This window comes from Pantoea sp. VS1 (genome assembly GCF_002207995.1).
GTDB lineage: Bacteria > Pseudomonadota > Gammaproteobacteria > Enterobacterales > Enterobacteriaceae > Pantoea > Pantoea dispersa.
The window spans coordinates 41,781-63,887 of the sequence record NZ_NHZE01000020.1; the positions used below are offsets into that span (position 1 = coordinate 41,781).

At 57.2% G+C, this 22,107-nt stretch carries 22 protein-coding genes; 12 read left to right on the forward strand and 10 right to left on the reverse strand.

What is annotated here, in order from left to right; translation table 11 throughout:
* The 7 genes from CBW22_RS11455 to CBW22_RS11485 all read right to left on the reverse strand — a co-directional run bounded on the left by CBW22_RS11455 (position 1) and on the right by CBW22_RS11485 (position 6,029).
* A complete protein-coding gene (locus CBW22_RS11455) occupies positions 1 to 516 on the reverse strand; it encodes a fimbrial protein (protein WP_072208992.1) in 516 nt (171 codons plus the stop codon).
* Positions 517 to 525: 9 nt separating this feature from the next.
* Positions 526 to 1,032, reverse strand: coding sequence for a fimbrial protein (locus tag CBW22_RS11460; protein ID WP_088516682.1), 507 nt, complete (start codon positions 1,030 to 1,032; stop codon positions 526 to 528).
* Positions 1,025 to 1,561: a fimbrial protein gene (locus CBW22_RS11465; protein WP_088516683.1), complete on the reverse strand. Its 537-nt coding sequence runs from the start codon at positions 1,559 to 1,561 to the stop codon at positions 1,025 to 1,027. Before CBW22_RS11465 ends, CBW22_RS11460 begins: the two co-directional genes overlap by 8 nt.
* Before the next feature lie 3 nt (positions 1,562 to 1,564).
* Positions 1,565 to 2,314 carry a fimbria/pilus periplasmic chaperone gene (locus CBW22_RS11470; protein WP_088516684.1) on the reverse strand — a complete coding sequence of 250 codons (750 nt, stop codon included), beginning with the start codon at positions 2,312 to 2,314 and terminating at the stop codon, positions 1,565 to 1,567.
* A 14-nt stretch (positions 2,315 to 2,328) separates the two neighbouring features.
* The gene (locus CBW22_RS11475) at positions 2,329 to 4,875 is read right to left on the reverse strand and encodes an outer membrane usher protein (RefSeq protein ID WP_088516685.1); all 2,547 of its coding nucleotides are present in this window, start codon (positions 4,873 to 4,875) and stop codon (positions 2,329 to 2,331) included.
* Between the two features lie 29 nt (positions 4,876 to 4,904).
* Positions 4,905 to 5,441 carry a fimbrial protein gene (locus tag CBW22_RS11480; protein ID WP_088516686.1) on the reverse strand — a complete coding sequence of 179 codons (537 nt, stop codon included), beginning with the start codon at positions 5,439 to 5,441 and terminating at the stop codon, positions 4,905 to 4,907.
* 63 nt (positions 5,442 to 5,504) lie between these two features.
* On the reverse strand, positions 5,505 to 6,029 hold the full coding sequence (locus CBW22_RS11485; RefSeq protein ID WP_088516687.1) for a fimbrial protein: 525 nt from the start codon (positions 6,027 to 6,029) through the stop codon (positions 5,505 to 5,507).
* Between the two features lie 566 nt (positions 6,030 to 6,595).
* On the opposite strand from CBW22_RS11485, the gene CBW22_RS11490 reads away from it, so the two are divergent.
* The 6 genes from CBW22_RS11490 to CBW22_RS11515 all read left to right on the forward strand — a co-directional run bounded on the left by CBW22_RS11490 (position 6,596) and on the right by CBW22_RS11515 (position 12,124).
* A complete protein-coding gene (locus CBW22_RS11490) occupies positions 6,596 to 7,459 on the forward strand; it encodes a YicC/YloC family endoribonuclease (protein WP_021507096.1) in 864 nt (287 codons plus the stop codon).
* A gap of 606 nt (positions 7,460 to 8,065) precedes the next feature.
* Positions 8,066 to 8,989: a kdo(2)-lipid IV(A) palmitoleoyltransferase gene (lpxP, locus tag CBW22_RS11495; protein WP_021507097.1), complete on the forward strand. Its 924-nt coding sequence runs from the start codon at positions 8,066 to 8,068 to the stop codon at positions 8,987 to 8,989.
* 53 nt (positions 8,990 to 9,042) lie between these two features.
* Entirely contained in the window at positions 9,043 to 10,185 is a 1,143-nt protein-coding gene (locus CBW22_RS11500) for an alanine racemase (protein ID WP_176428104.1), read from the forward strand.
* Positions 10,186 to 10,306: 121 nt separating this feature from the next.
* The gene (locus tag CBW22_RS11505) at positions 10,307 to 10,702 is read left to right on the forward strand and encodes a polyketide cyclase (RefSeq protein WP_088516689.1); all 396 of its coding nucleotides are present in this window, start codon (positions 10,307 to 10,309) and stop codon (positions 10,700 to 10,702) included.
* A gap of 436 nt (positions 10,703 to 11,138) precedes the next feature.
* On the forward strand, positions 11,139 to 11,405 hold the full coding sequence (locus CBW22_RS11510; protein ID WP_088516690.1) for a hypothetical protein: 267 nt from the start codon (positions 11,139 to 11,141) through the stop codon (positions 11,403 to 11,405).
* 74 nt (positions 11,406 to 11,479) lie between these two features.
* The gene (locus CBW22_RS11515; RefSeq protein ID WP_088516691.1) at positions 11,480 to 12,124 is read left to right on the forward strand and encodes an oligosaccharide flippase family protein; all 645 of its coding nucleotides are present in this window, start codon (positions 11,480 to 11,482) and stop codon (positions 12,122 to 12,124) included.
* 79 nt (positions 12,125 to 12,203) lie between these two features.
* Here the strand turns inward: CBW22_RS11515 and CBW22_RS11520 are convergent, their stop codons facing one another.
* Positions 12,204 to 12,893, reverse strand: a complete 690-nt coding sequence (locus CBW22_RS11520) for a response regulator transcription factor (protein WP_058759435.1) — start codon at positions 12,891 to 12,893, stop codon at positions 12,204 to 12,206.
* Positions 12,894 to 13,181: 288 nt separating this feature from the next.
* Here CBW22_RS11520 and CBW22_RS11525 point away from each other — a divergent pair, with 288 nt between their 5' ends.
* Positions 13,182 to 13,799: a trimeric intracellular cation channel family protein gene (locus CBW22_RS11525; protein ID WP_031279636.1), complete on the forward strand. Its 618-nt coding sequence runs from the start codon at positions 13,182 to 13,184 to the stop codon at positions 13,797 to 13,799.
* On the opposite strand, the gene ligB is transcribed toward CBW22_RS11525, so the two are convergent.
* Positions 13,713 to 15,482 carry an NAD-dependent DNA ligase LigB gene (gene ligB / locus CBW22_RS11530; protein WP_088516692.1) on the reverse strand — a complete coding sequence of 590 codons (1,770 nt, stop codon included), beginning with the start codon at positions 15,480 to 15,482 and terminating at the stop codon, positions 13,713 to 13,715. The genes CBW22_RS11525 and ligB overlap by 87 nt on opposite strands.
* A 238-nt stretch (positions 15,483 to 15,720) precedes the next feature.
* On the opposite strand from ligB, the gene gmk reads away from it, so the two are divergent.
* The 5 genes from gmk to recG are packed head-to-tail and all read left to right on the forward strand — an operon-like array spanning position 15,721 to position 21,583.
* Positions 15,721 to 16,344: a guanylate kinase gene (gmk, locus tag CBW22_RS11535; RefSeq protein WP_021507104.1), complete on the forward strand. Its 624-nt coding sequence runs from the start codon at positions 15,721 to 15,723 to the stop codon at positions 16,342 to 16,344.
* 57 nt (positions 16,345 to 16,401) lie between these two features.
* Positions 16,402 to 16,677 (forward strand): DNA-directed RNA polymerase subunit omega, encoded by a 276-nt coding sequence (gene rpoZ / locus CBW22_RS11540; RefSeq protein WP_021314198.1) that lies wholly within the window; start codon positions 16,402 to 16,404, stop codon positions 16,675 to 16,677.
* 20 nt (positions 16,678 to 16,697) lie between these two features.
* A complete protein-coding gene (gene spoT, locus CBW22_RS11545) occupies positions 16,698 to 18,809 on the forward strand; it encodes a bifunctional GTP diphosphokinase/guanosine-3',5'-bis pyrophosphate 3'-pyrophosphohydrolase (RefSeq protein WP_021507105.1) in 2,112 nt (703 codons plus the stop codon).
* A gap of 3 nt (positions 18,810 to 18,812) precedes the next feature.
* Positions 18,813 to 19,508 (forward strand): tRNA (guanosine(18)-2'-O)-methyltransferase TrmH, encoded by a 696-nt coding sequence (gene trmH / locus CBW22_RS11550; protein WP_058759437.1) that lies wholly within the window; start codon positions 18,813 to 18,815, stop codon positions 19,506 to 19,508.
* A complete protein-coding gene (gene recG, locus CBW22_RS11555; RefSeq protein WP_021507107.1) occupies positions 19,505 to 21,583 on the forward strand; it encodes an ATP-dependent DNA helicase RecG in 2,079 nt (692 codons plus the stop codon). Before trmH ends, recG begins: the two co-directional genes overlap by 4 nt.
* On the opposite strand, the gene CBW22_RS11560 is transcribed toward recG, so the two are convergent.
* Positions 21,580 to 22,065 carry a MarR family winged helix-turn-helix transcriptional regulator gene (locus CBW22_RS11560; protein ID WP_088516693.1) on the reverse strand — a complete coding sequence of 162 codons (486 nt, stop codon included), beginning with the start codon at positions 22,063 to 22,065 and terminating at the stop codon, positions 21,580 to 21,582. The genes recG and CBW22_RS11560 overlap by 4 nt on opposite strands.
* Positions 22,066 to 22,107: the final 42 nt, after the last annotated feature.

The window sequence follows — 22,107 nt, forward strand, 5'->3', positions numbered from 1 at the left end:
TCAGGGATAGTTCAGATAAAAAGTGGCAATCGCCGATACATTGCCAGGCTCAATGGTGCGTTCGGCAATCGCGCTCGCCGAAGCCTGCAGCCAGGCACTGAACTGCAGCTGGTTGTCGCCCTGCTGCAGCGGAAAATGCATCACGCCGCGGTTAATGGGCACCAGCTTTCCGTCCGCATCACTCAGCCCAATGGCCACGCCTTTGGCGCCGGCATCACCGGCCAGCGCCAGCAGATCGGGCTGCTCGGCATCGGCAATGCCGTTGAACACCAGCTCGACGTCTTTACCCAGTTCGGTATCACAACCGCTCAGGCGCATCACCAGCGGACGCGCCGGCGTGCGCGGATTCTGATATAGCGATTTCGCGACGATGTCGCCAAAGTTGAGCTCCAGCTGTTGCTGATCCGGTTCCAGCGAACAGGGTTCCGCCACCAGCGTGCCGTGCAGCTGCATCTCTATCGCCTGTGCCTGTGGCACCAGCAGCCATCCCAGTACCAGCATTACGCCCGCTCTCATCGCCTCTCCTTACTGATATTCCAGCAGCAGCGCCGCGCTGGCGGAGAACTCCCCACCCTCCAGCGTCACCCCCGGCTGCTGAACCGGCACTGCGCCGAGATCGAGCGTACCGGGGAAAACAATCGGCAACGTGCTGTTGACCGCCAGCGGCTTGCTGGCCAGATAAAAGCGAATACCCAGCGCACTCACGCTGCTGAGCAGTGCACTGCTGTCGAATCCGGAAGCGGTACCGGTCAGACGCACCTGCAATGCCGCACCCGGATCCTCGGTGCACTTGACCGGTATCGCCTTACGCTGCAGGTAGTTGACGCCATCGATCTTTTTCACGCTCAGCGCATCGCCAAACTCAATCATCAGGCTCTGGTTGTCATTCAGCGTGCAGGGCGGATTCTCGATCAGCGTACCGTGCAGGCGTAGCTCCACCGCATGCAGCGGCCAGCAGATGCACAGCAGCAGGCTACCGATCAGCAGCCTGCTGTAATACGTCATCAACGGAACAAGTCGATGCTTAGTCATAGTTCACCTGTAACTGACCGCTGGCTGACCAGGCTCCCGGCTGCAGCGGCAGCGCGGTGCGTTCCTCTACCGTCAGCCAGCTCAGCACATTGCTACCGGCGCTGAGCGGCACGCGCAGATTGCGGAAGGTGGGCGGCAGCGGCTGATGGTTCTCATCAAACAATTGCAGGCCCACGCCGTCAGAGCCTTGGACGCGAATCAGCTGCGGGTCGGCCAGACTTTGCGGGGCAAAGAAGTCGATGCTGATGGACGGCACATGTTGCAGCCATAGCGGATCGGCGACATTGCGGATACTGTACGGGCAGTCCTGCAAATGCAGCGTTAACGCCTGCTTCATCACCTGCTCACCGACCTGTTGCAGCGCGGCGGTCGGCGTGGTATCGAGGCCAGCCGCCTGATCATTGTTACCAACGTCAAGCCAGCATGGACTCTCCTGCAGCGCGCCATACACATGCACCACGCCGTTGGTTGCCGCCTGCAGAGTCAGACTCAGCAGCGTCAGCGTCAGCGCCAGCAACAGCACACGCATCGCTTACTGCTCCACCTTGTTACTGACGACACTGCAGCTGTCACCGGCACATTTCAGCGCCAGCGTTGGACGGCCGCCGTAGTCGTTGATGTAAGTTAACAGCGGCGCGCTGCCCAGTTCTGCTGCGTTCACGCCCAGATCGATACTGCTTTTTGGCGCAACCATTACCGGTTCAAAGCTCTTCTTCAGCGACTGGCCTTTCGCCGGCTGCGCATCCACCAGCGTAATGAAGTAAGGCGTGGGATTATTAAGCTGGTAGCGTGCACCCTGGCGCGTCAGCGTCAGTTTTTCCTGCCATGGCGTCACCACCGACGGATTGCTCACCACGATCGCTTCCGGGCGATAGAACAGCTTGATACGCGTCTGCAGTGCGATTTGCAGCACGTTGCTCTTCTCGCTGCGCGGCGGGATTTCACGCATGCTGAAATAGAACACCGACTCACGATCCTGCGGCAGAGACTTGATGGCGGGCAGCGACTGCACTTTCACCACGCTGCGCTCGCCCGGTTCAACGCGCTGCACCGGCGGCAGCAGCACCAGCGGTGACGTAATTTTTTTACCGCTGCTGTCTTCAATCCAGCCCTGTGCCAGATAAGGCAGCTGCTTATTTTCATTACTGATATTCAGCGAGACGTTTTTTTCGTTACCGTTAAAAATGACTCGGGTGCGATCAAGCGCAATCGCCGCGTGAGCCTGCAGTGATAGCGTCAGCGTGGAGAGCAGCAAGGCGCCACTCAGCGTTTTTACCAGCATGATTAACTCTTTCCTTACGTTGAAGAAGCAGGCGCTGCGCGGCGCGTGCAAAGTAATAACAAGTTCTGTCCTTCGTCGAGCAACTGCTGCGGCAGAGGATCGGGTAATGCCAGCTGACACTGGGTTTCGCCGTTCCAGCGCACATCCATGCTGGCACCGGGCTCAATGCCGCTCAGCCATACCAGGCCGTCATCATCCAGAATGCCCACTTCGCGTCCGTTACTCTGAACGCTGGCACCAAAGGGCGGCCAGCTGCCATCTGCCAGCCGGATGGCGGCCATGGCTTTGATGCCTTTAATCACACCGAAACGCCGGTAACCGATGGCACCTTCGGTCAGGGTGATCTGGGTTACCGGGCGCGACGCTTCCACGTTGTCGGCGAGTCCGGTGACATCAATACTGGCGGTGTTGCGGTAATAGCTGTTCACGTCCGAAATCACCGCTTTGCCAAAGAAATTGGTGTACGTATTACTGCCGCCACCGTTGACCGGCACGCCGGAGACGCCATCGGTATCGACCATCAGACGCGTGCTGCCGGGCATGCCCAGCCGGTGCAGCGCCGCGCCCTGCGGCGTGAGCGTTAAACCGCCCTGCAGTGACAGGCTGGCGCTGCGGTACTGTCCCTGCTGCGCGCTGGCGCTGGCCGTCATGCTGGTCAGACTGCCCTGATGACTGTAAAACCCGCTGAACGACTGACGGCGATCGCTATTAAGGCCGGCACTCAGGCTGTAGCTGTTGTTACTGTCCAGCCGGTCATAAAAACTGGCCGAGTGGGTAGTTTGCTTACCGCTGGTTTGCTGGCTATAGCTCAGGCTGCTGTCACCGCCAATCGGCATACTGAAGTTGAGATAAACGCTGTCATCGTTTTTGCCGTTATATTGCGTCCGGTTGAGCGACAGACTTAAACTCAGATTCTTAAACCGACCGACATCAAAGTAGCGCGAGGTGGAAAAGCTCCAGCGATCCAGCGGGGCACGATCCCAATAGGTCTGATGGCTGTAGCTGAGGTAACTACTCAGGTTCAGGCTGCGAAAGTGCTTATTGAGCGTAATGGTGTAGAGCTCTTTGCTGTTAGAAACCTGTTGGTTGCGATAACGCGCGTCGAGATACTGCGGCAGACTCATAAAGTTGCGCTGCGAAAAACGGTAGCCGGCAAACGTCACCTGACCATCAAGTTCCTCGAAGCGTTTGGAATAGCTCAGGCGATAAGAGCCGCCGCTTTTGTTGCCCTGCTGCGGCAAGCCAGCCTGTGACTGGGTGGCATCAAACGAGATGGCGCCCAGTAATAACAGATCGCGTCCCAGACCCATCGATAACGCTTTGTAATTGCCTGCGGCCAGCCCGCCGCCGTACATCGACCAGCCGTTACTGATCCCCCAGGAGAATTCGCCGGTGGCAAACGTGGGTCCCTGCGTTTTGTGCTCTTCACGGCCCGGTTTGCCGCTGGCGAATTTGTAACGCACGCGGCCCGGACGGGTCAGATACGGGATAGTGGCGGTATCGACGCTAAAGGTCTGTACGCTGCCGTCCTGCTCCTCGACGCGCACGTCAAGCTGGCCGGAGACGGCATCATTGAGATCCTGAATACGAAATGGACCGGCCGCCACCTGCGATTCATAAATCACCCGCCCCTGCTGGCTAATGGTGACTTTGGCGTTGGTTTTGGCGATACCGGTCACTTCCGGCGCATAGCCACGCAGGTTGGGCGGCAGCATGTTGTCATCGCTGGTGATCGCTGCGCCAAGATAGCGAAAGCTGTCAAACATGCCGGAATCGAGATAGTTCTCGCCCAGCGTGGCTTTCGCCTGGAGATCAGGCAGCGGCCGATAGGCGTAAAAGCGTGTCCAGGTGAATTCCTGACGGTGGCTGCCAGCGCCGCGATTTTGCTGCATCTGCCAGTCTGCACGCAGGCGCCAGGCACCGGCGTTAACGCCACCGGTGCCGTTGCCGCTCACACTCTGGCTGTTAGCGCCGTGTTGCGCACGCGTGGTAGAGGCAAACAGGTTGTAATCCATTAACAGGCCCGGGACGCCGTTATCCCAGCGCGACGGCGGTTCCCAGTTGGCGGCGCTGTACTCCAGCCAGGCCTGCGGAATGGTGATGCTGAGGCGAGATTCACCCAGATTACCGCGCACCTGCATGCCGGAGATGGAATCCACCGCCAGACACTGGCCATCCTGCAGCCACGACGCGTTTTTCAGCACTTCCGGTTTCAGCGCCAGTTTATCCACCATTTCGGGTGTCAGGCAGGGCAGACTTTCATTCGGCGCGTTTTCGGGTGCGTAATAGCGCACCAGCATTTCCGGAATCTGTGTCTGGTTGACGCGCAGCTCCATCATGTATTCGCCCGGCATGATGTAGCCGGCCTGAGCAAACTGCGACAGATCGATGTTTTGCCGATCGTTGAGATCAAGAATATCGGTGTTGAATGAGACCGCACCGGCAGCGAAGAGCGGAGCACTGTAGCCGAGGGCTAACATTAACGCCACGCTGAGCGGCGTCAGCCTGATACGCTGCCTGCGCGCACATGAGGCTGGCGCAGTTAATGAAGCCTTTTTCATGGCAAGCGGTGTCCGTAAACCGTGAAAGATCAGTTGTAATTAATGTGAAAACGAATCGCGGCGGCGTAACTCCCGCTGTGCAGTTGTTGCTGGTTGCTGACCAGCATGAGCCGATAACGCAGGTCGTGCTGCTGCGTCAGATGCTGATCGATCGGCTGCGCCTCACCGGGAGCAATGGTGTTGCCCTGCGTATCCGTAATCATCAGCTCTACCCCTTTGGCATCACCATACACAGCAAAGCGCTGCTGACCCGGCGGGCCATCATGGTCAAAGGTGATAGAAAAGGTGCGAGCCACGCCTCCCGACGCGCTGTACTCCACCGGACAATTCACCAGCTGGATAGAGAAGGGAAAACCCGGCCCTTTACCGTCACGCTGCAGGCGCGCCAGCGGCATCACCCCCATCGCGATGGTTTGTTCAGCATCATCGACCTTAATGGCGCAGGCACCCTGATTAATGGTGCCGCGTAACGCAACGCGGCCGCGGTCGATCAACGGTTCGGCGCGGCAGGCATTGATGAAAAGCACCGATGCCGAAACTATCGCCGCAGGCATAAAACGACTCATCGCCGCAGTTCCTTAAGCGAAAAGATAGAGTGGCGGACCAGGTAGCCCGCCAGTCTCTGACCATTACTGATAGTTCAGTGCGAAGTCAGCCACGCTCTGGAATTCGCCCGGGACGATGGTGCTGGAGGCGCCGCCACCCTGCAGGAAGGCTGCGAAGGAGAGCTGGTTGTTGCCGTCCATCAGTTGTTGCGCTGGCGTGGCGGTACCCAGTTCAATCTCGCTCTCACCGAAATTAATGCCGATTGCCGCGCCTGATGCGGTACCGCTAATTGCGAGCTTGCCTGGAACAGCCTGAGAACCAGTACCAGAGAAGGTTACTGTCACTTCTTTTTTGGTTGCGGCATCGCAGTTCTCGAGTTTGATCTGGAATGGACGCGGCGTAGAACGGCCACCATCTTTCAGCGCCACGTTGGAAATCTGACCCAGTTCAACCGTCTGGTCGATTGAACCCGGCTCGATGGAGCATGGCGCATCAACAATCGCACCTTTAAACGTCACAGTACCGTTACCTTCACCTGCTGCCAGCGCGGAACCCGCCACCAGAGACATAGACAGACCTAAAGCCACAACGATTTTGTTCATGTTCATTTGCTGATTTCCATTTAGGTGAATAAAACAAGGAGCGCATTCTGCGTCGGTCTTATTCAATTTGCTGTGTATAGGAAAATTTAATTACTTATATTTTTCCTGATGGCCGTCCACATCATTTTTGTGGTTGTCGTCCTCAAGTGGTGCCAACGATAGAGATCAATTCTGCCCTGCGCAACGGTATTTTCGTTATATATGATCAAAAACAACACTCACAAATCCATTATGTTTTAACGGTTATTAAATCCATTAAAATCAATGAATTGACATAATTCACAGTTTTGCACCGGTGTTTTAATGATTTTAATCAAGGGAAAAAGCCTGCCCGTTCACAAGCTGGCGATAATTAACGCAGGCCAATTCACGCAGTAGCTATTTTTTCGCCAGATTAAAACGTTATTTATCGCTGCATTCACAACCTTGATATTTTTATCGCCTGAAAACATCGGTAAATAACAATAAACGCGATTGTTAAAGGCCTGGCACCCTGCTGTGCGTTTACGCCTATCATGCCGGGAGCACCCTCGCTATAATTCGAAGAACATTTCCTGAATGAGTAGAAGCTTATGATCCGCAGTATGACCGCATACGCACGCCGTGAAGCCAAAGGCAGCTGGGGCAGCGCCGCCTGGGAACTGCGTTCCGTCAACCAGCGTTACCTCGAAACCTATATCCGCCTGCCGGAGCAGTTTCGCAGCCTGGAGCCGGTGATCCGCGAACGCATCCGTAACCGCCTGACGCGCGGCAAAATCGAGTGCAACCTGCGCTTCGACGCCGATGCCAGCGCCCAGGGTGAGTTGCAGCTGAATGAGTCGCTGGCTAAACAGCTGGTGCAGGCGGCGAACTGGGTGAAGATGCAGAGTGATGAAGGCGCGATTAACCCGCTGGATATTCTGCGCTGGCCGGGCGTGATGACCGCGCAGGAGCAGGATCTGGACGCCATCAACGCGGAACTGCTGGCGGCGCTGGATGGCGCGCTGGACGATTTCATCATTGCGCGTGAAAGTGAAGGCAACGCGCTGAAAGCGCTCATTGAACAGCGACTGCAGGGCGTGACTGAGCAGGTCAGCAAAGTGCGCGCGCAGATGCCGGAAGTGCTGAAATGGCAGCGTGAGCGTCTGGTGAGCAAGCTGGAAGAAGCTGAGGTTCAGCTGGAGAACAATCGCCTTGAGCAGGAACTGGTGATGATGGCCCAGCGTATTGATGTAGCCGAAGAGCTGGATCGCCTCGATGCTCACGTGAAAGAGACTTACAACATTCTGAAGAAGAAAGAAGCCGTCGGCCGCCGCCTCGACTTTATGATGCAGGAGTTCAACCGCGAGTCGAACACGCTGGCATCGAAATCGATCAATGCGGACATCACCGCCTCAGCGATTGAGCTCAAGGTTCTGATCGAGCAGATGCGCGAGCAGATTCAGAACATCGAGTAACGCTTATCTCTCTATAAAGCCCTGCTCAGGGCTTTATCTTTCCTTGCTAACAGCAGCCATTACGCCGGTTTGTATAGCGCCTGGTGGCTGGATCGCACGGTTTTACGGCCTGCCGCAGGTATGCGGCGAGATTTTGCTGCACACCGTAGCCATAGGGTAAGTCTGGTTGATCTATGACGCTTCCATATAGACACAATAGTGTCTGATCATGGCTTTTTTAGCGTTAAATGGACATTACTGTGTCTGAATCTGGCTTACAGAAGCTGCCAGCCGATGCAGTAGACCAATATTTAATTTTCGCAATGTAAGGATTATTGCCTGAATGATGAACAACTGTGTCTGTTACTGACCGAAAATGACATATAAATCTGGCTAGCCGATCCACCAACCTATTGTTTTTAAGCAGTTTAAACCCAATCCGATTTCATTCTCACGCCAGTTAGTGCACGCTCCATCAATCATCTGAATCCTGGAGATTGCAGAGTTTACATATCTTATACGGCACTATTTGCTAAAGTGCCGGTCGTAATAACTACAGTTGTACCGCACCGGGAACCATGGACCGACTTCTTCGCGCGTTACATTCACTCCTGACATGAAGGCGCTATGAAGAAAACCGGGCAGTTCTGTTCCAAACTTTTGCATCCCCGCTACTGGTTTACCTGGTTCGGGCTGGCAGTGCTCTGGCTGCTGGTGCAGCTCCCCTATCCTTTATTAATCCGGCTGGGTGCGACGGCGGGCCGGTTATCACGCCACTTCCTGAAGCGGCGCGAACGCATCACGCGGCGTAACATCGAACTCTGCTTCCCGCACATTAATGAAGACGAGAAAGAGATGATGATTGCCGGCAATTTTGAGTCGCTGGGCATGGCGCTGGCGGAAACCGGCATCGCCTGGTTCTGGTCCGATGCGCGCGTGCGTCAACTTTTTCAGGTGCACGGCATCGCCAATCTTCAGCATGCGCAGAGCCAGCAGCGCGGCGTGATGGTGATTGGCGTGCACTTTATGTCGCTGGAGCTGGGTGGCCGTATCACCGGACTGTGCCAGCCGATGATGGCCATGTATCGCCCGCACAATAATCAGGCGATGGAGTGGGCGCAAACCAAAGGGCGCATGCGATCCAATAAAGCAATGATTGATCGACGCGATCTGCGCGGCATGGTTCAGGCGCTGAAACAGGGCGAAGCCGTCTGGTTCGCGCCGGATCAGGACTACGGCCCGAAAGGCAGCGTGTTTGCTCCACTGTTCGCGGTCGAGAAAGCGGCCACCACCAATGGCACCTTTGTGCTGTCGCGGCTGGCCAAACCGGCGATGCTGACCATCGTGCTGATTCGTAATGCGCGCAAAGACGGCTATCAGCTAATCATTCAGCCGCAGCTGGAAAACTACCCGCATGATGATGAAGCGGCCGCCGCGGCGTACATGAATCGGGTGATTGAGAAAGAAATTCTGCGCGCGCCTGAGCAATATCTGTGGCTGCATCGCCGCTTTAAAACCCGTCCGCCAGGCGAAGCTTCACTTTACGTCTAACCGGCGCTCGTGAATGATAGTCCGCACCAAGACATAACCTGCGGACTATTATAATGGAACACTCTGAGACAGCAGGCTGGCTGCGACCGCTGCACGCCGACCGGCTTACGCCCTACCTGGAAGTTGATGCTGCGCGCCTGCAGCGTAACCTGCAACTTATGCAACAGAAAGCCGATGCCGCCGGCGTCGCGCTGCGTCCCCATATTAAAACCCATAAAAGCGTCTGGATCGCTGAACAGCAGCGCCAGCTGGGTGCGCGCGGCATTACCGTGTCGAAACCGAGCGAAGGCGTGGCTTTTGTGCACGGCGGGGCATGCGATGTGCTGCTGGCCTATCCCGTGGTGCACGCCGCCGCGCTGACCGAACTGTTGCAGCTGGCGGCACAGCATCAGGCACGCATTACCTGCATCGCAGATTGCGCGGTGGGCGTAAGCGCCATCGCCGCCGCCCATCAGCAGCAGCCGGACTGCGCGCTGGCGATCGCCATTAAAGTGGATGTGGGTCTGCATCGCGTTGGCGTCGATCCGCATAGCGATAGCGCGCTGACGCTGGCGCAGCAGATTGTCGCCAGCGGATTGCCCTTCGCCGGGCTGATCTCGCATGCGGGTCATGCGTACGCTGCGGGTCATGCCACGGCGATAGCTGAGGTGGCGCAGCAGGAGATCGCGCTGATGCGTGACCTGCAACGGCGACTGCTGGATGCCGGTTTTGCCCCTTGTCCCATCTCGGTTGGCTCCACGCCCACGGCGCTGGCGGCACCGGTAGCCGCCGGCAGCGATGAAATTCGTCCCGGCAATTATGCCCTGCTGGATCTCACTGCCTGGCGTCTGGGCTTGTGTGAGGCGGATGCGCTGGCGTTAACGGTCGTGACGCGCGTGGTGGCCGTTAATCCTTATTACGCCATCATTGATGCCGGCTCCAAAATGCTGAGCTCGGACAAAGGCCCGCACGGCACCAATGCCAGCGGTTTCGGCATCGCGGTGGACGAGCATGGCCATCAGTATGAAGTGCAGAAGTTGTCGGAAGAGCACGGCTTTTTAACCTATGGCGAACATGCGCCTGCGGTTGGTGCCCTGCTGCGCATCTTCCCTAATCACAGCTGCGCGGTGGTGGCGCAATCCGATCGCTTCGTGCTGCGTCAGGCCGACGGCAGCTCCGGACTGCATGACATTCAGGGCCGTGGCCGTTTTATCTGACAGAAAACGCTGTTGCAGCACACTTCCGTCACCGGGCCGTTTGCAGTCCGGTGCCCTTCAGTTAAGGTGACAGGCGATGTTTCAGGTTTAATTTGTCGTTTACCTGCCCCGCGGAGGCTCCATGCTGCCATCTCAGACAGTGACGCTCACCATTCCCCGTAACTGGTTAGATCTGTACGAAACCATCTGGAAACCCGAATGTTTTGCGAAGTGGGCCAGCGGCCTGAGCAACAGCACGCTGACGCAGGAAGGCCAGTACTGGAAAGCGAAAGGCCCGGAAGGCACAGTGAAGATTCGTTTCACTCCCTATAACCCGTTTGGCGTGATGGATCACTGGATTGACACCGGCAGCGGTAAAGAGATTTATATGCCGATGCGGGTCATTGCCAACGAGCAGGGTGCCGAAGTCGTCATGGTGGTTTATCGCCAGCCGCTGATGTCTGACGAGAAGTTCGCCGGGGATGTTGCCTGGGTAAAACGCGATCTTGAGCGCCTCCTGCATCTGTTAACCCATTAGAATCAATGCATTATACCACCAGCCACCCTTTATCCTCCGCTGGACGCAATCGCTAAAAAGCGGCATTTTTTTCGCGCAGCGGTGTTTAACTGTTTCACCGCGCGCAAAGCGCATTTTCGCACCATTCACCAGTCTGGCTAAAGCGTCGTAACCGGGAAAATTCCTGGACGTGCCGGACTGGCGAGAGCTGAGTGCTTCTGATTTAACTCTGTTTTTTCCTGTGCGCTGACTTGTTCAACTTTGCAGCGCCATAAAAGGTGGAAAAGGACTAATAAATTGTAAAGACCAGAACTTATATATTCACATCCATATTCTGAAACCATTTATTCCTGCAGTCGATTTATAGGAATTTTCTTATGGTGTTAATTTAAATAAAACACGGTATAACTCCTTCACACACAGCAGTACTTAATAATAAAAACAGCAGGGACATAACATGGATCGCTCAACCTATCCTTTGTTATCTGAAAAAGAATTTGTTGAGATTGCCAGACGGATACTGGCCGGGAAATATAATAATGCAAAAGGATTTTATAACGATCTCGCGGATTTCCTCCTGACCGGAGGAGATACCGCGCAGACGCCACAACAATTACGCGCCAGGGGCATCATTTTATTATCAGAGCATCACTTAATTAACAGCATCGCGACATGGCCGGCACTGAAAGGTATCTCAGGACTGCGACAGCAAGCGCTGCATTGATGTGATCTGTACTCTGGGCCGCCGCCCGGGTGAACCCTTAATTGCACTGGTACATGTACCATAATGAGCAGAGTATGGCGATACGCGAAAGAAATCTGGCCAGCGCCAAATGGTCAGTGTTGTCATCCATAAAAATCGTTGGCATTGGGGTATTACAGCTTTCACTGCTGGCGCAAATCCTGCAGGCAAATGAGCTCAATTTGCTCGCGATTGCCGTAGTGATCTTATTAGTGATTGATACACTAGCCGATCGCGGCTTCGGTAACGCACTTATTCGCTATCAAAGTTTAAATAACAGCGAACTCTCGACGCTTTACTGGGGTAATGTATTAAGCGGTTTATTCATTTTTGCCGCGCTGTTTATCGGCAGTGATATTTACAGCCGAATAATGGGACAGCCGGAACTGGCAATTATGCTGGAGATGATTTCCGTTATCTTTATTATTATTCCGCAGGGGCAGCACTATCGCGCCATCCTGCAACGGGAAAAACAATTTACGCGCATTGCCTTTACGGAAACGTCTTCCGTGCTGGCAGGGCTGGCGGTCACGCTGTTTACCGTGTGGCTGACGCCGTCAGTGCTGTGCGCCATCTGGGGTTACCTGGCGATGGTTTCCATCAGAATGCTGATCTACTGCTACTACGGACGTCCCTGGTTCCAGCCGGAGTACCGTTTTAGCCTGAAAGCTTTCGCCGCAGTGCGAGCAAGAAACGGATAATAACAACAAGTCTGTATGGTGGGCTCTGGGCATCTGCAAGATGCGTTCGCGTGCTGGTTACCAGCACGCTTTTTTCTTTTTATGCTTCCAGTAACTCTTCCAGCGAATGATAAGCCAGCTCGCTCAGCTTGCCATTGCGGTGCAGGCGCAGCCATCCCACCAGCATGCGCAGCTCATCAATCACCATAAACAGATCGGCCATGTCGTTTTTGCTTTTCACCTGCAGGCGGGTTAGCGCATTCAGCTTGTGTGCATTCACCGTTTTATGGCTGATACCGAGCCGGTTACCAATCTGCTCCGTGTTGTAGCCCCACGCCATCATCAGCAGCACCCGCAGCTGCCGGTCCGGTAGCAGAATGTCAGCCCCCTCCTGCAACTGCGGTATCCCGCCAGCGATACAGGCCAGCAGGCAACGACACAGCGCGGTGTGTGAGGACTTTAAATCGAGGACGCTGAGTCCGGGCAGATAACGACTGAGAGCGTGCATCATCGGCAACAGGCGTCGCGTCAGTACCAGCACCTGCATAGCCGGAAACTGCTGCTGCAGCGCATACAGCACTTTGAAGGTGCCACTCAGCGGCATATTCTCGTGAAAGATAAACACCAGCAAGCGGGGTCGCAGCTTTTCACACTGCGAGATGACGGTACTGAGCGACCAGAGCTCATGCACCCGGCAGCCTACCGGTAATGCCGTCAGCAGGCTTTCCAGCCCGAGTGCCGCCAGCTTGTCGGAGGAGTAATAGAGGATGTCTTCGCTGTGTTTTTTCATGCCTGTCCAGAGTTGCTGCACGTCGCGCCCGTAAATGATGAGCCTGAATGAGCAGGCATTAATCAGGTACGACACATCATCGGCGAAACTTAAATCAGGGCCGATCCGCCGTCTCGCATCATTTTTATTGATGCGAAAACAACGGCTGACAACCGCGTTTCCTCTGTAACAAGCCCATCAGCAGCCTTGCCATCAGGATGGCTAATCCGAAAACCTTTTTTTAGAAAATCTCAGTGGTCTACACTCTGGGAAATCTTTAGCCTTGCCGCCAGTTTACTGGAGTGCTCTATGTTATTAACCGTCCTGTACATCATTGGTATTACCGCCGAAGCAATGACCGGTGCGCTGGCGGCAGGCCGACGCAAAATGGACCTGTTCGGCGTCATTATTATTGCGTCAGTCACGGCGATTGGCGGCGGCTCGGTGCGCGATATTCTGCTGGGCCACTATCCGCTCGGCTGGGTGAAACACCCGGAATACATCATGATCGTCGCGGCGGCGGCCGTGGTCACCACCTTTGTCGCGCCGCTGATGAATCATCTGCGTAAAGTGTTTCTGGTGCTGGATGCGCTGGGTCTGGTGGTGTTCTCGATTATCGGCGCACAGGTTGCGCTGGATTCCGGCCATGCGGCGATCATCGCCGCCATCGCCGCAGTCATCACCGGCGTTTTTGGCGGCGTGCTGCGCGATATGTTCTGCAACCGCATTCCGCTGGTATTCCAGAAAGAGCTGTACGCCGGTATCGCTTTTGCTTCCGGCTGGATGTATATCCTGCTGCTGAAAACGCCGCTGGCACATGAAGTGGTGGTGATCATCACGCTACTGTTCGGCTTCTTCGCCCGCCTGCTGGCGCTGCGCTTCCGCCTCGGTCTGCCGATTTTCAACTACCCCCACCCCGAGCACTGACGGCTGCGCCGGGATATTCTGCTGCTGCAGAAAGTGAATCAGCGACTGCAGGCGCGCATCCTGCAGCATCGTCACCAGCCGCTGTGCCAGTACGCTGCCGATACCCGGCAGCTGCTGCCAGCTGTCGGCTGAACGCGCCAGCAACTGCGACCACTGCGTATCGGGCAATGCCTGTAGCGCCGTGCGCGGCAGCGTTAAGCCCAGCGCGCTGATCCAGCGGCGCAGCGGCTGCTGGCGCGTCAGGTTAAAGCGATGCCAGATCTGCCGGGCGCGTACGGTGGAGATGCCCTGCGCCTGCGCAATCTCTTCTGGCGTGAGCGTCAGCCAGGAGAACAGGTGGCTGATGCTGCCACCGTCCAGCAGGCGCTGCCAGCTACTGCGCTGCATGCCAGCAATATCCAGCACCGACTTATGACTCAGCCAGCTGAGGCGCGACAGAAACTGCGCGCGACACCCTGGGCTGAAGTGCAGGCAGCTCAGCGGATTGAATGCGTCGTCCTGTGGCGGCAGCGGATAGTCGCGCTGCGCCACGCGCCAGATCACCCGTTCCAGCCGCGGAATACCCAGCCCGGCCAGCGACAGCGTGACCTGATCGCCGGCGATCACATCCCACTGCTTCCAGCGACGCAGCGAGCCCAGGTTAACCCGCCGGACGGTTTTATCCTCCAGCTGCACCGGCTGCAGGTTCAGCACCACGGCAATTTTGCCGGTGCGTCCGACGTTGAAATCCACCGACAGCACCTCGCTGCTGACTTCGGCAGGCTGATATTTCCACGCGGCCGACCAGCTGCCCTGCCCGGGCTGCCAGTCGCGCCCGACGCGCTGCGGTGACTGATGAATCACCACACCATCGGTGACAAAAGGCAGCGGCTGGCGATACCAGCGCTCACGCCAGGCCGCGACCTCCTCCTCATTGCTGACCTGGCGACTCCACTGCTGCGTCAGGGCAAAGCCCCACTGCGTAAGCTGCGCCAGCCGCGCCTGCATCATCGGCGGCCCATCCGGCCATGCCCAGATAAACACGCCAATGCGCGACAGCAGCGGACTGGCTTCGCGCCGCATCATAGCGCCCGCCACCTGGGCGCGCGCATTCTGACCGCCGTCGCGCGCCTGCTGGTGATCGGTCATCGTCAGAAACAGTTCGCCCTGTAACACCACTTCCGCACGGTCGGTCGCGATATGCTGCGGGATCGCCGCAATGTACGGCGCTTTCGCCAGCCACTGTTCACCGCGCAGTCCGTCGCCCCGGCTGATCAGGCCAGCCAGTTCGCCGTGGCGATACACCAGCGTCACCGCCACGCCATCGACTTTCGGCTGCACCCACAGCGCCGGTTTATCCTGCATCCAGTAGGCCACCGCCAGCTTGTCACGCAGCTTGCGCACGCCGGTATGCGCCACCGGGTGCAGCGTGCTGCCGTCAGTGCTGAGCTGTACAGCATAGCCGGGCAATGCTGGCGAGAAGCAGCGCTGCCACTGCTGTAAGCGCTGCTGCAGGCTGTCGTAGTCGGCATCGCTTACCGGGCTTTGCCCCTGACGGTAGTAGGCATCATCCCAGTGGCGCAGCTGGTTGTGCAGCACGCCCATCTCCTGTTCAGCGCGCACCGGTGACCAGTTGGGACAAACCGCCATCCCATTCGCACATCCCACCAGCAACATCGCACCCAGCCATCTCCATCCTTTCATCGTCGCCTCCTTTTTTGCTGATTGCAGCGTGCCGCGGTGAGTGACACCAGCGTTAAAAAGCCGATTGTGGAGCGAGGCTGACGGGTTTTTGTGCGAATTGCAGAAAGTTGCGCTGCTGCTGGAGGGCGCGCACAGAAAAAGAATTGCCGCGTGCGGGCGGCAAACGCTGCGTGCTGCGCTTAAGCCGTGTATACTGTGCAGGAAATCGACTCCGCTCTTTACTCAATTCAAGATAACCATGGCTCAAGGCACGCTCTATATTGTTTCCGCCCCCAGCGGCGCAGGTAAATCCAGCCTGATTCAGGCGCTGTTAAAGACACAACCGCTGTACGATACGCAGGTGTCTGTTTCTCATACCACCCGCGGCGTGCGCCCCGGCGAAGCGCATGGTGAACACTACTTTTTCGTCTCAAAGCCTGAATTCGAACGCATGATCGCCGAGGATGCTTTCCTTGAGCATGCGGAAGTGTTTGGCAATTATTACGGCACCTCACGCGCGGCGATTGAGCAGGTGCTGGCGACCGGCGTTGACGTGTTTCTCGACATTGACTGGCAGGGCGCACAGCAGATTCGCCAGAGAATGCCGGCCGCCCGCAGCATCTTTGTTCTGCCGCCGTCCACCGAAGAGCTGGATCGCCGTCTGCGCGGCCGCGGTCAGGACAGCGAAGAGGTGATTGCCCGCCGCATGGCGCAGGCAGTGGCAGAAATGAGCCACTATGCCGAATACGATTATTTGATTGTTAATGATGATTTCGATCTGGCGCTGTCAGATCTGAAAACCATTATTCGCGCAGAACGTCTGCGTATGGGTCGCCAGAAAGCGCGACATGATGCTTTAATCAGCAAACTATTGGCAGTCTGAAGTCACTTTCAGTATTATGCCCAGTCATTTCTTCATCATCTGTGGAGTAGCACACCTATGGCACGCGTAACCGTTCAGGACGCAGTAGAGAAAGTTGGTAACCGTTTTGACCTGGTGTTGGTCGCTGCACGTCGTGCACGTCAGATGCAGGTAGGCGGCAAAGATCCGCTGGTTCCGGAAGAGAACGATAAAGCCACCGTTATCGCCCTGCGCGAAATCGAAGAAGGCCTGATCACCAACCAGATTCTGGATGTCCGTGATCGTCAGGAACAGCAAGAGCAGGAAGCCGCTGAGTTACAAGCCGTTACCGCTATCGCTGAAGGTCGTCGTTAACAGCACTCTGCAGGTCAACCTTGTATCTGTTTGAAAGCCTCAATCAGCTGATTGAAAAATACTTGCCTGAGGAGCAAATCAAGCGCCTCAAGCAAGCTTACCTTGTCGCACGTGATGCCCACGAGGGCCAGACACGCTCCAGCGGCGAACCCTATATCACCCATCCCGTTGCGGTTGCCTGCATTCTGGCCGAGATGAAACTCGACCACGAAACGCTGATGGCGGCGCTGCTGCATGATGTGATCGAGGATACGCCCGCCACCTATCAGGACATGGAACAGCTGTTCGGAAAAAGCGTGGCCGAGCTGGTAGAAGGCGTTTCCAAGCTCGATAAGCTGAAATTCCGCGACAAGAAAGAAGCGCAGGCTGAAAACTTCCGCAAAATGATCATGGCGATGGTGCAGGACATTCGCGTCATCCTGATCAAACTGGCTGACCGCACGCACAACATGCGCACGCTGGGCGCGCTGCGTCCGGATAAAAAACGGCGCATCGCGCTGGAAACGCTGGAGATTTACAGTCCTCTGGCGCACCGCCTCGGTATTCATCACCTGAAAACGGAACTGGAAGAGCTCGGCTTTGAAGCGCTCTACCCAAACCGTTTCCGCGTAATTAAAGAGGTGGTGAAAGCGGCGCGCGGTAACCGTAAAGAGATGATTCAGAAGATCCTGTCGGAAATCGACGGGCGTCTGCAGGAAGCCGGCATTCCGTGCCGCGTCAGCGGACGTGAAAAGCATCTCTATTCGATCTACCGCAAAATGCACCTGAAAGAGCAGCGATTTCACTCGATCATGGATATTTATGCCTTTCGCGTCATCGTGAAAGACCTCGATACCTGCTATCGCGTGCTCGGTCAGATGCACAGCCTGTACAAACCGCGTCCCGGACGCGTGAAAGATTACATCGCCATTCCCAAAGCCAACGGCTATCAGTCACTGCACACCTCGATGATCGGCCCGCACGGCGTGCCGGTTGAGGTGCAAATCCGTACCGAAGATATGGATCAGATGGCGGAGATGGGGGTGGCGGCCCACTGGGCTTATAAAGAAGCTGGCGAAAGCGGTACCACCGCGCAAATTCGCGCCCAGCGCTGGCTGCAAAGCCTGCTGGAGCTGCAGCAGAGCGCTGGCAGCTCGTTTGAATTCATCGAGAGCGTAAAATCCGATCTGTTCCCGGATGAGATCTACGTGTTTACGCCGGAAGGCCGCATCGTCGAACTGCCCGCGGGCGCCACGCCGGTGGATTTCGCCTATGCGGTGCACACCGATATCGGCCACGCCTGCGTCGGTGCGCGCGTCGATCGCCAGCCGTATCCGCTGTCGCAGGCGCTGACCAGCGGCCAGACGATTGAAATCATTACCGCACCTGGCGCCCGGCCAAATGCCGCGTGGCTCAACTTTGTGGTCAGCTCAAAAGCGCGTGCCAAAATTCGCCAGCTGCTGAAAAACCTCAAGCGCGAAGATTCCGTTAACCTCGGCCGTCGTCTGCTGAGCCACGCACTCGGCGGCAGCAAAAAGCTGGCCGAGATTCCGGCGGAGAATATTCAGCAGGAGCTGGAGCGTATGAAGCTCTCCAGCATCGACGATTTGCTGGCGGAGATTGGCCTCGGCAATGCCATGAGCGTGGTGGTGGCGAAGAACCTGCTGCAATCGGGTAGCGAACCGTCATCTGGCAGCAGCAAGCGCAGTAAAAAGCTGCCCATCAAGGGCGCTGATGGCGTGCTGATTACCTTCGCCAAGTGCTGCCGTCCAATCCCTGGCGATCCGATTGTCGCGCACGTTAGTCCCGGTAAAGGGCTGGTGGTGCATCACGAATCCTGTCGCAACATTCGCGGCTACCAGAAAGAACCGGAAAAATTCATGCCGGTTGAATGGGATAAAGTGACCGATCAGGAGTTTGTCGCCGAGATTAAGGTGGATATGTTTAACCACCAGGGCGCGCTGGCCAACCTGACCGCGGCAATAAATACCGCAGGTTCGAATATTCAAAGCCTCAATACCGAAGAGCGTGACGGCCGCGTTTACAGCGCCTTCATCCGCCTCACCGCGAACGATCGCGTCCATCTGGCCAATATCATGCGTAAAATCCGCGTGATGCCGGACGTGATTAAAGTTCACCGTAACCGTAATTAGTGCATGAACGCTCAACGTTTTGCTCGTATCCAGGAGATGCTGGCCATGCGCCAGCACGATCTCACCGTCTGCATGGAGCAGGTGCATAAGCCGCACAATGTCTCTGCGGTGATCCGCACCGCCGACGCCGTCGGCATCCACGAAGTGCACGCGGTATGGCCCAGCGTGCGTATGCGCACCATGGTGTCCGCGTCGGCGGGCAGTAACAGTTGGGTGAAGGTGAAAACCCATCGCCACATTGCTGATGCGGTGCGCCATCTGAAAGATCGCGGCATGCAGGTGCTGGCGACCCATCTGTCTGACAAAGCGGTCGATTTCCGCGAGATCGATTACACCAAACCGACCTGTATTTTGATGGGCCAGGAGAAAACCGGCATCACCGCTGAAGCGCTGGCGCTGGCCGACCGCGATATCATCATTCCGATGGTCGGTATGGTGCAGTCGCTGAATGTCTCCGTGGCCTCCGCGCTGATTCTGTATGAAGCCCAGCGCCAGCGGCAAAACGCCGGCATGTATCGCCGCCAGCATAGCCTGCTGGACGAGGATGAGCAGCAGCGCCTGCTGTTTGAGGGCGGGTATCCGGTGCTGGCGCGCGTAGCGAAGCAGAAAGGCCTGCCCTATCCGCACATCAACGCGCAGGGCGAAGTCGAAGCCGATGCCGCCTGGTGGGCCACCATGCAAGCGACGGGTAAAAAATGAAAGGCCGTCTGCTGGATGCCATTCCGCTCAGTACCCTGACCGGCGTCGGCGCCAGCCAGGCGGGTAAGCTGGCGAAACTCGGCCTGTTTACCATTCAGGATCTGCTGCTGCATCTGCCGCTGCGCTACGAAGACCGCACCCAGCTGTACAAAATTAACGATCTGCTGCCCGGCATCTGGGCGACGGTGGAAGGTGAAGTGCTGCATAGCGAAATCACCTTTGGCCGCCGCCGTATGCTGGTATGCCAGATCAGCGACGGCAGCGGCGTGCTGACGATGCGCTTCTTCAATTTCAACGCCGGCATGAAAAACAGCCTGGCACCGGGCCGTCGCGTCACCGCTTATGGCGAGATCAAACGCGGCCAGCGCGGCGCTGAAATCATTCATCCGGAGTATCGCGTCCAGGGCGAGCTGGGTGGCGTTGAGCTGCAGGAAACCCTGACGCCGGTCTATCCCACCACCGAAGGTATTCGCCAGGCCACGCTGCGCAATCTCACCGATCAGGCACTGACGCTGCTGGAGAGCTGCCCGATTGCCGAGCTGCTGCCGCCGGAATTGAGCGGCGGTCTGATCAGCCTGCCAGAGGCGCTACGCACCCTGCACCGGCCGCCGCCGGACCTGCGCCTGAGCGAGCTGGAAACCGGCCGTCATCCGGCGCAGAAGCGTCTGATTCTCGAAGAGCTGCTGGCGCACAATCTCAGCATGCTGGCGGTACGCGCCGGCGCGCAGCGCCATCACGCCCTGCCCATGCCGGCACGCCACCAACTGGTGGATAAACTGCTGGCCGCGCTGCCATTCTCGCCCACCGCGGCGCAGCGGCGCGTGGTCGCAGAGATTGAGCGCGATCTGGCGCACGACTTCCCGATGATGCGCCTGGTGCAGGGTGATGTCGGCTCCGGTAAAACGCTGGTAGCTGCCCTGGCGGCGCTGAACGTAATCGCCCACGGCAAGCAGGTAGCGCTGATGGCGCCGACCGAACTGCTGGCTGAACAGCACGCCAGTAATTTCCGCCAGTGGTTTGCGCCGCTTGGCGTAGAGGTTGGCTGGCTGGCCGGAAAGCAGAAAGGCAAAGCGCGCGAAGCGCAGCAGGAGGCGATTGCCAGCGGTCAGGTGGCGATGGTGGTGGGCACGCACGCGCTGTTCCAGGAACAGGTGAAGTTCAACGGCATGGCGCTGGTGATCATTGATGAGCAGCACCGTTTCGGCGTGCATCAGCGGCTGGCGCTGTGGGAAAAAGGCGAAGAGCAGGGTTTCCATCCGCATCAGCTGATCATGACCGCCACCCCGATTCCGCGCACCCTGGCGATGACGGCCTACGCCGATCTCGATACCTCAACCATTGACGAACTGCCGCCGGGCCGTACGCCGGTGACCACGGTGGCAATTCCCGATACCCGCCGCAGCGACATCATCACCCGGGTGCAAAGTGCCTGCCATGAGGGCCGTCAGGCCTATTGGGTGTGTACGCTGATCGATGAATCCGACGTGCTGGAAGCGCAGGCGGCGGAAGCCACCTGGCAGGAGCTGAAAGTGGCGCTGCCGGACCTGCAGGTTGGTCTGGTACACGGGCGTATGAAGCCGGCAGAGAAACAGGCGGTAATGGCGGCGTTCAAGGCCAACGAAATCCAGCTGCTGGTGGCCACCACGGTGATTGAGGTTGGCGTGGATGTGCCCAACGCCAGCCTGATGATCATCGAAAACCCGGAACGACTTGGTCTGGCGCAACTGCATCAGCTGCGCGGACGCGTTGGCCGCGGCGCCGTCGCCTCACACTGCGTGCTGCTGTACAAAGCGCCGCTGAGTAAAACCGCGCAGAAACGCCTGCAGGTGCTGCGCGACAGTAACGACGGTTTTGTCATCGCCCAGCACGATCTGGAAATTCGCGGTCCGGGTGAACTGCTCGGCACGCGCCAGACCGGCAACGCCGAGTTTAAAGTTGCCGATTTACTGCGCGATCAAAGCATGATTCCGGAAGTTCAGCGCGTGGCGCGCCATATCCACCAGCATTATCCCGAACAGGCTCAGGCGCTGATCGAGCGCTGGCTGCCGGAAACCGAGCGCTACAGCCACGCTTAATCCAGCTGCGACTGTCGATCCACCGCCATAAAATCCCCGACGAAGCGCTGTAACAGGCGCGTTAACTCAGCGCGCTCTTCAGCTGGCCAGTCAGCGAACAGCTGCTGATAGATCTGGGTGCGCGCCGCGTCGATTTTATCCGTCATCGCTCTTCCCGCCGCGGTGATCACCGCCTCATTGACCCGCTTGTCTCTGGCATTTTTCTGCCGCTGCGCCAGCCCCAGCTCTTCCAGCTTCGCCACCTGGCGGCTGACGGTGGTGTAATCGCGCCCGGCGCGATCCGCCAGCTCGACCACGCCGAGGGGACCAAAGCGGCCAATCTGGATCAATAGCGGAAACAGGGCACGATCCAGCTGGATACCGGACTCTTTTATTAATAATTCATCGCGTTGCGGACGATTAAAGGTGCCGACGATCATCAGCAGCGCGTTGTGCAAATCATCGAAGCCGGCATTATTATGTGTATTTTGCACGCTTTTCATTGACGTCATCCCAGAGCAGGCCTAATGTGTGCATATTACACA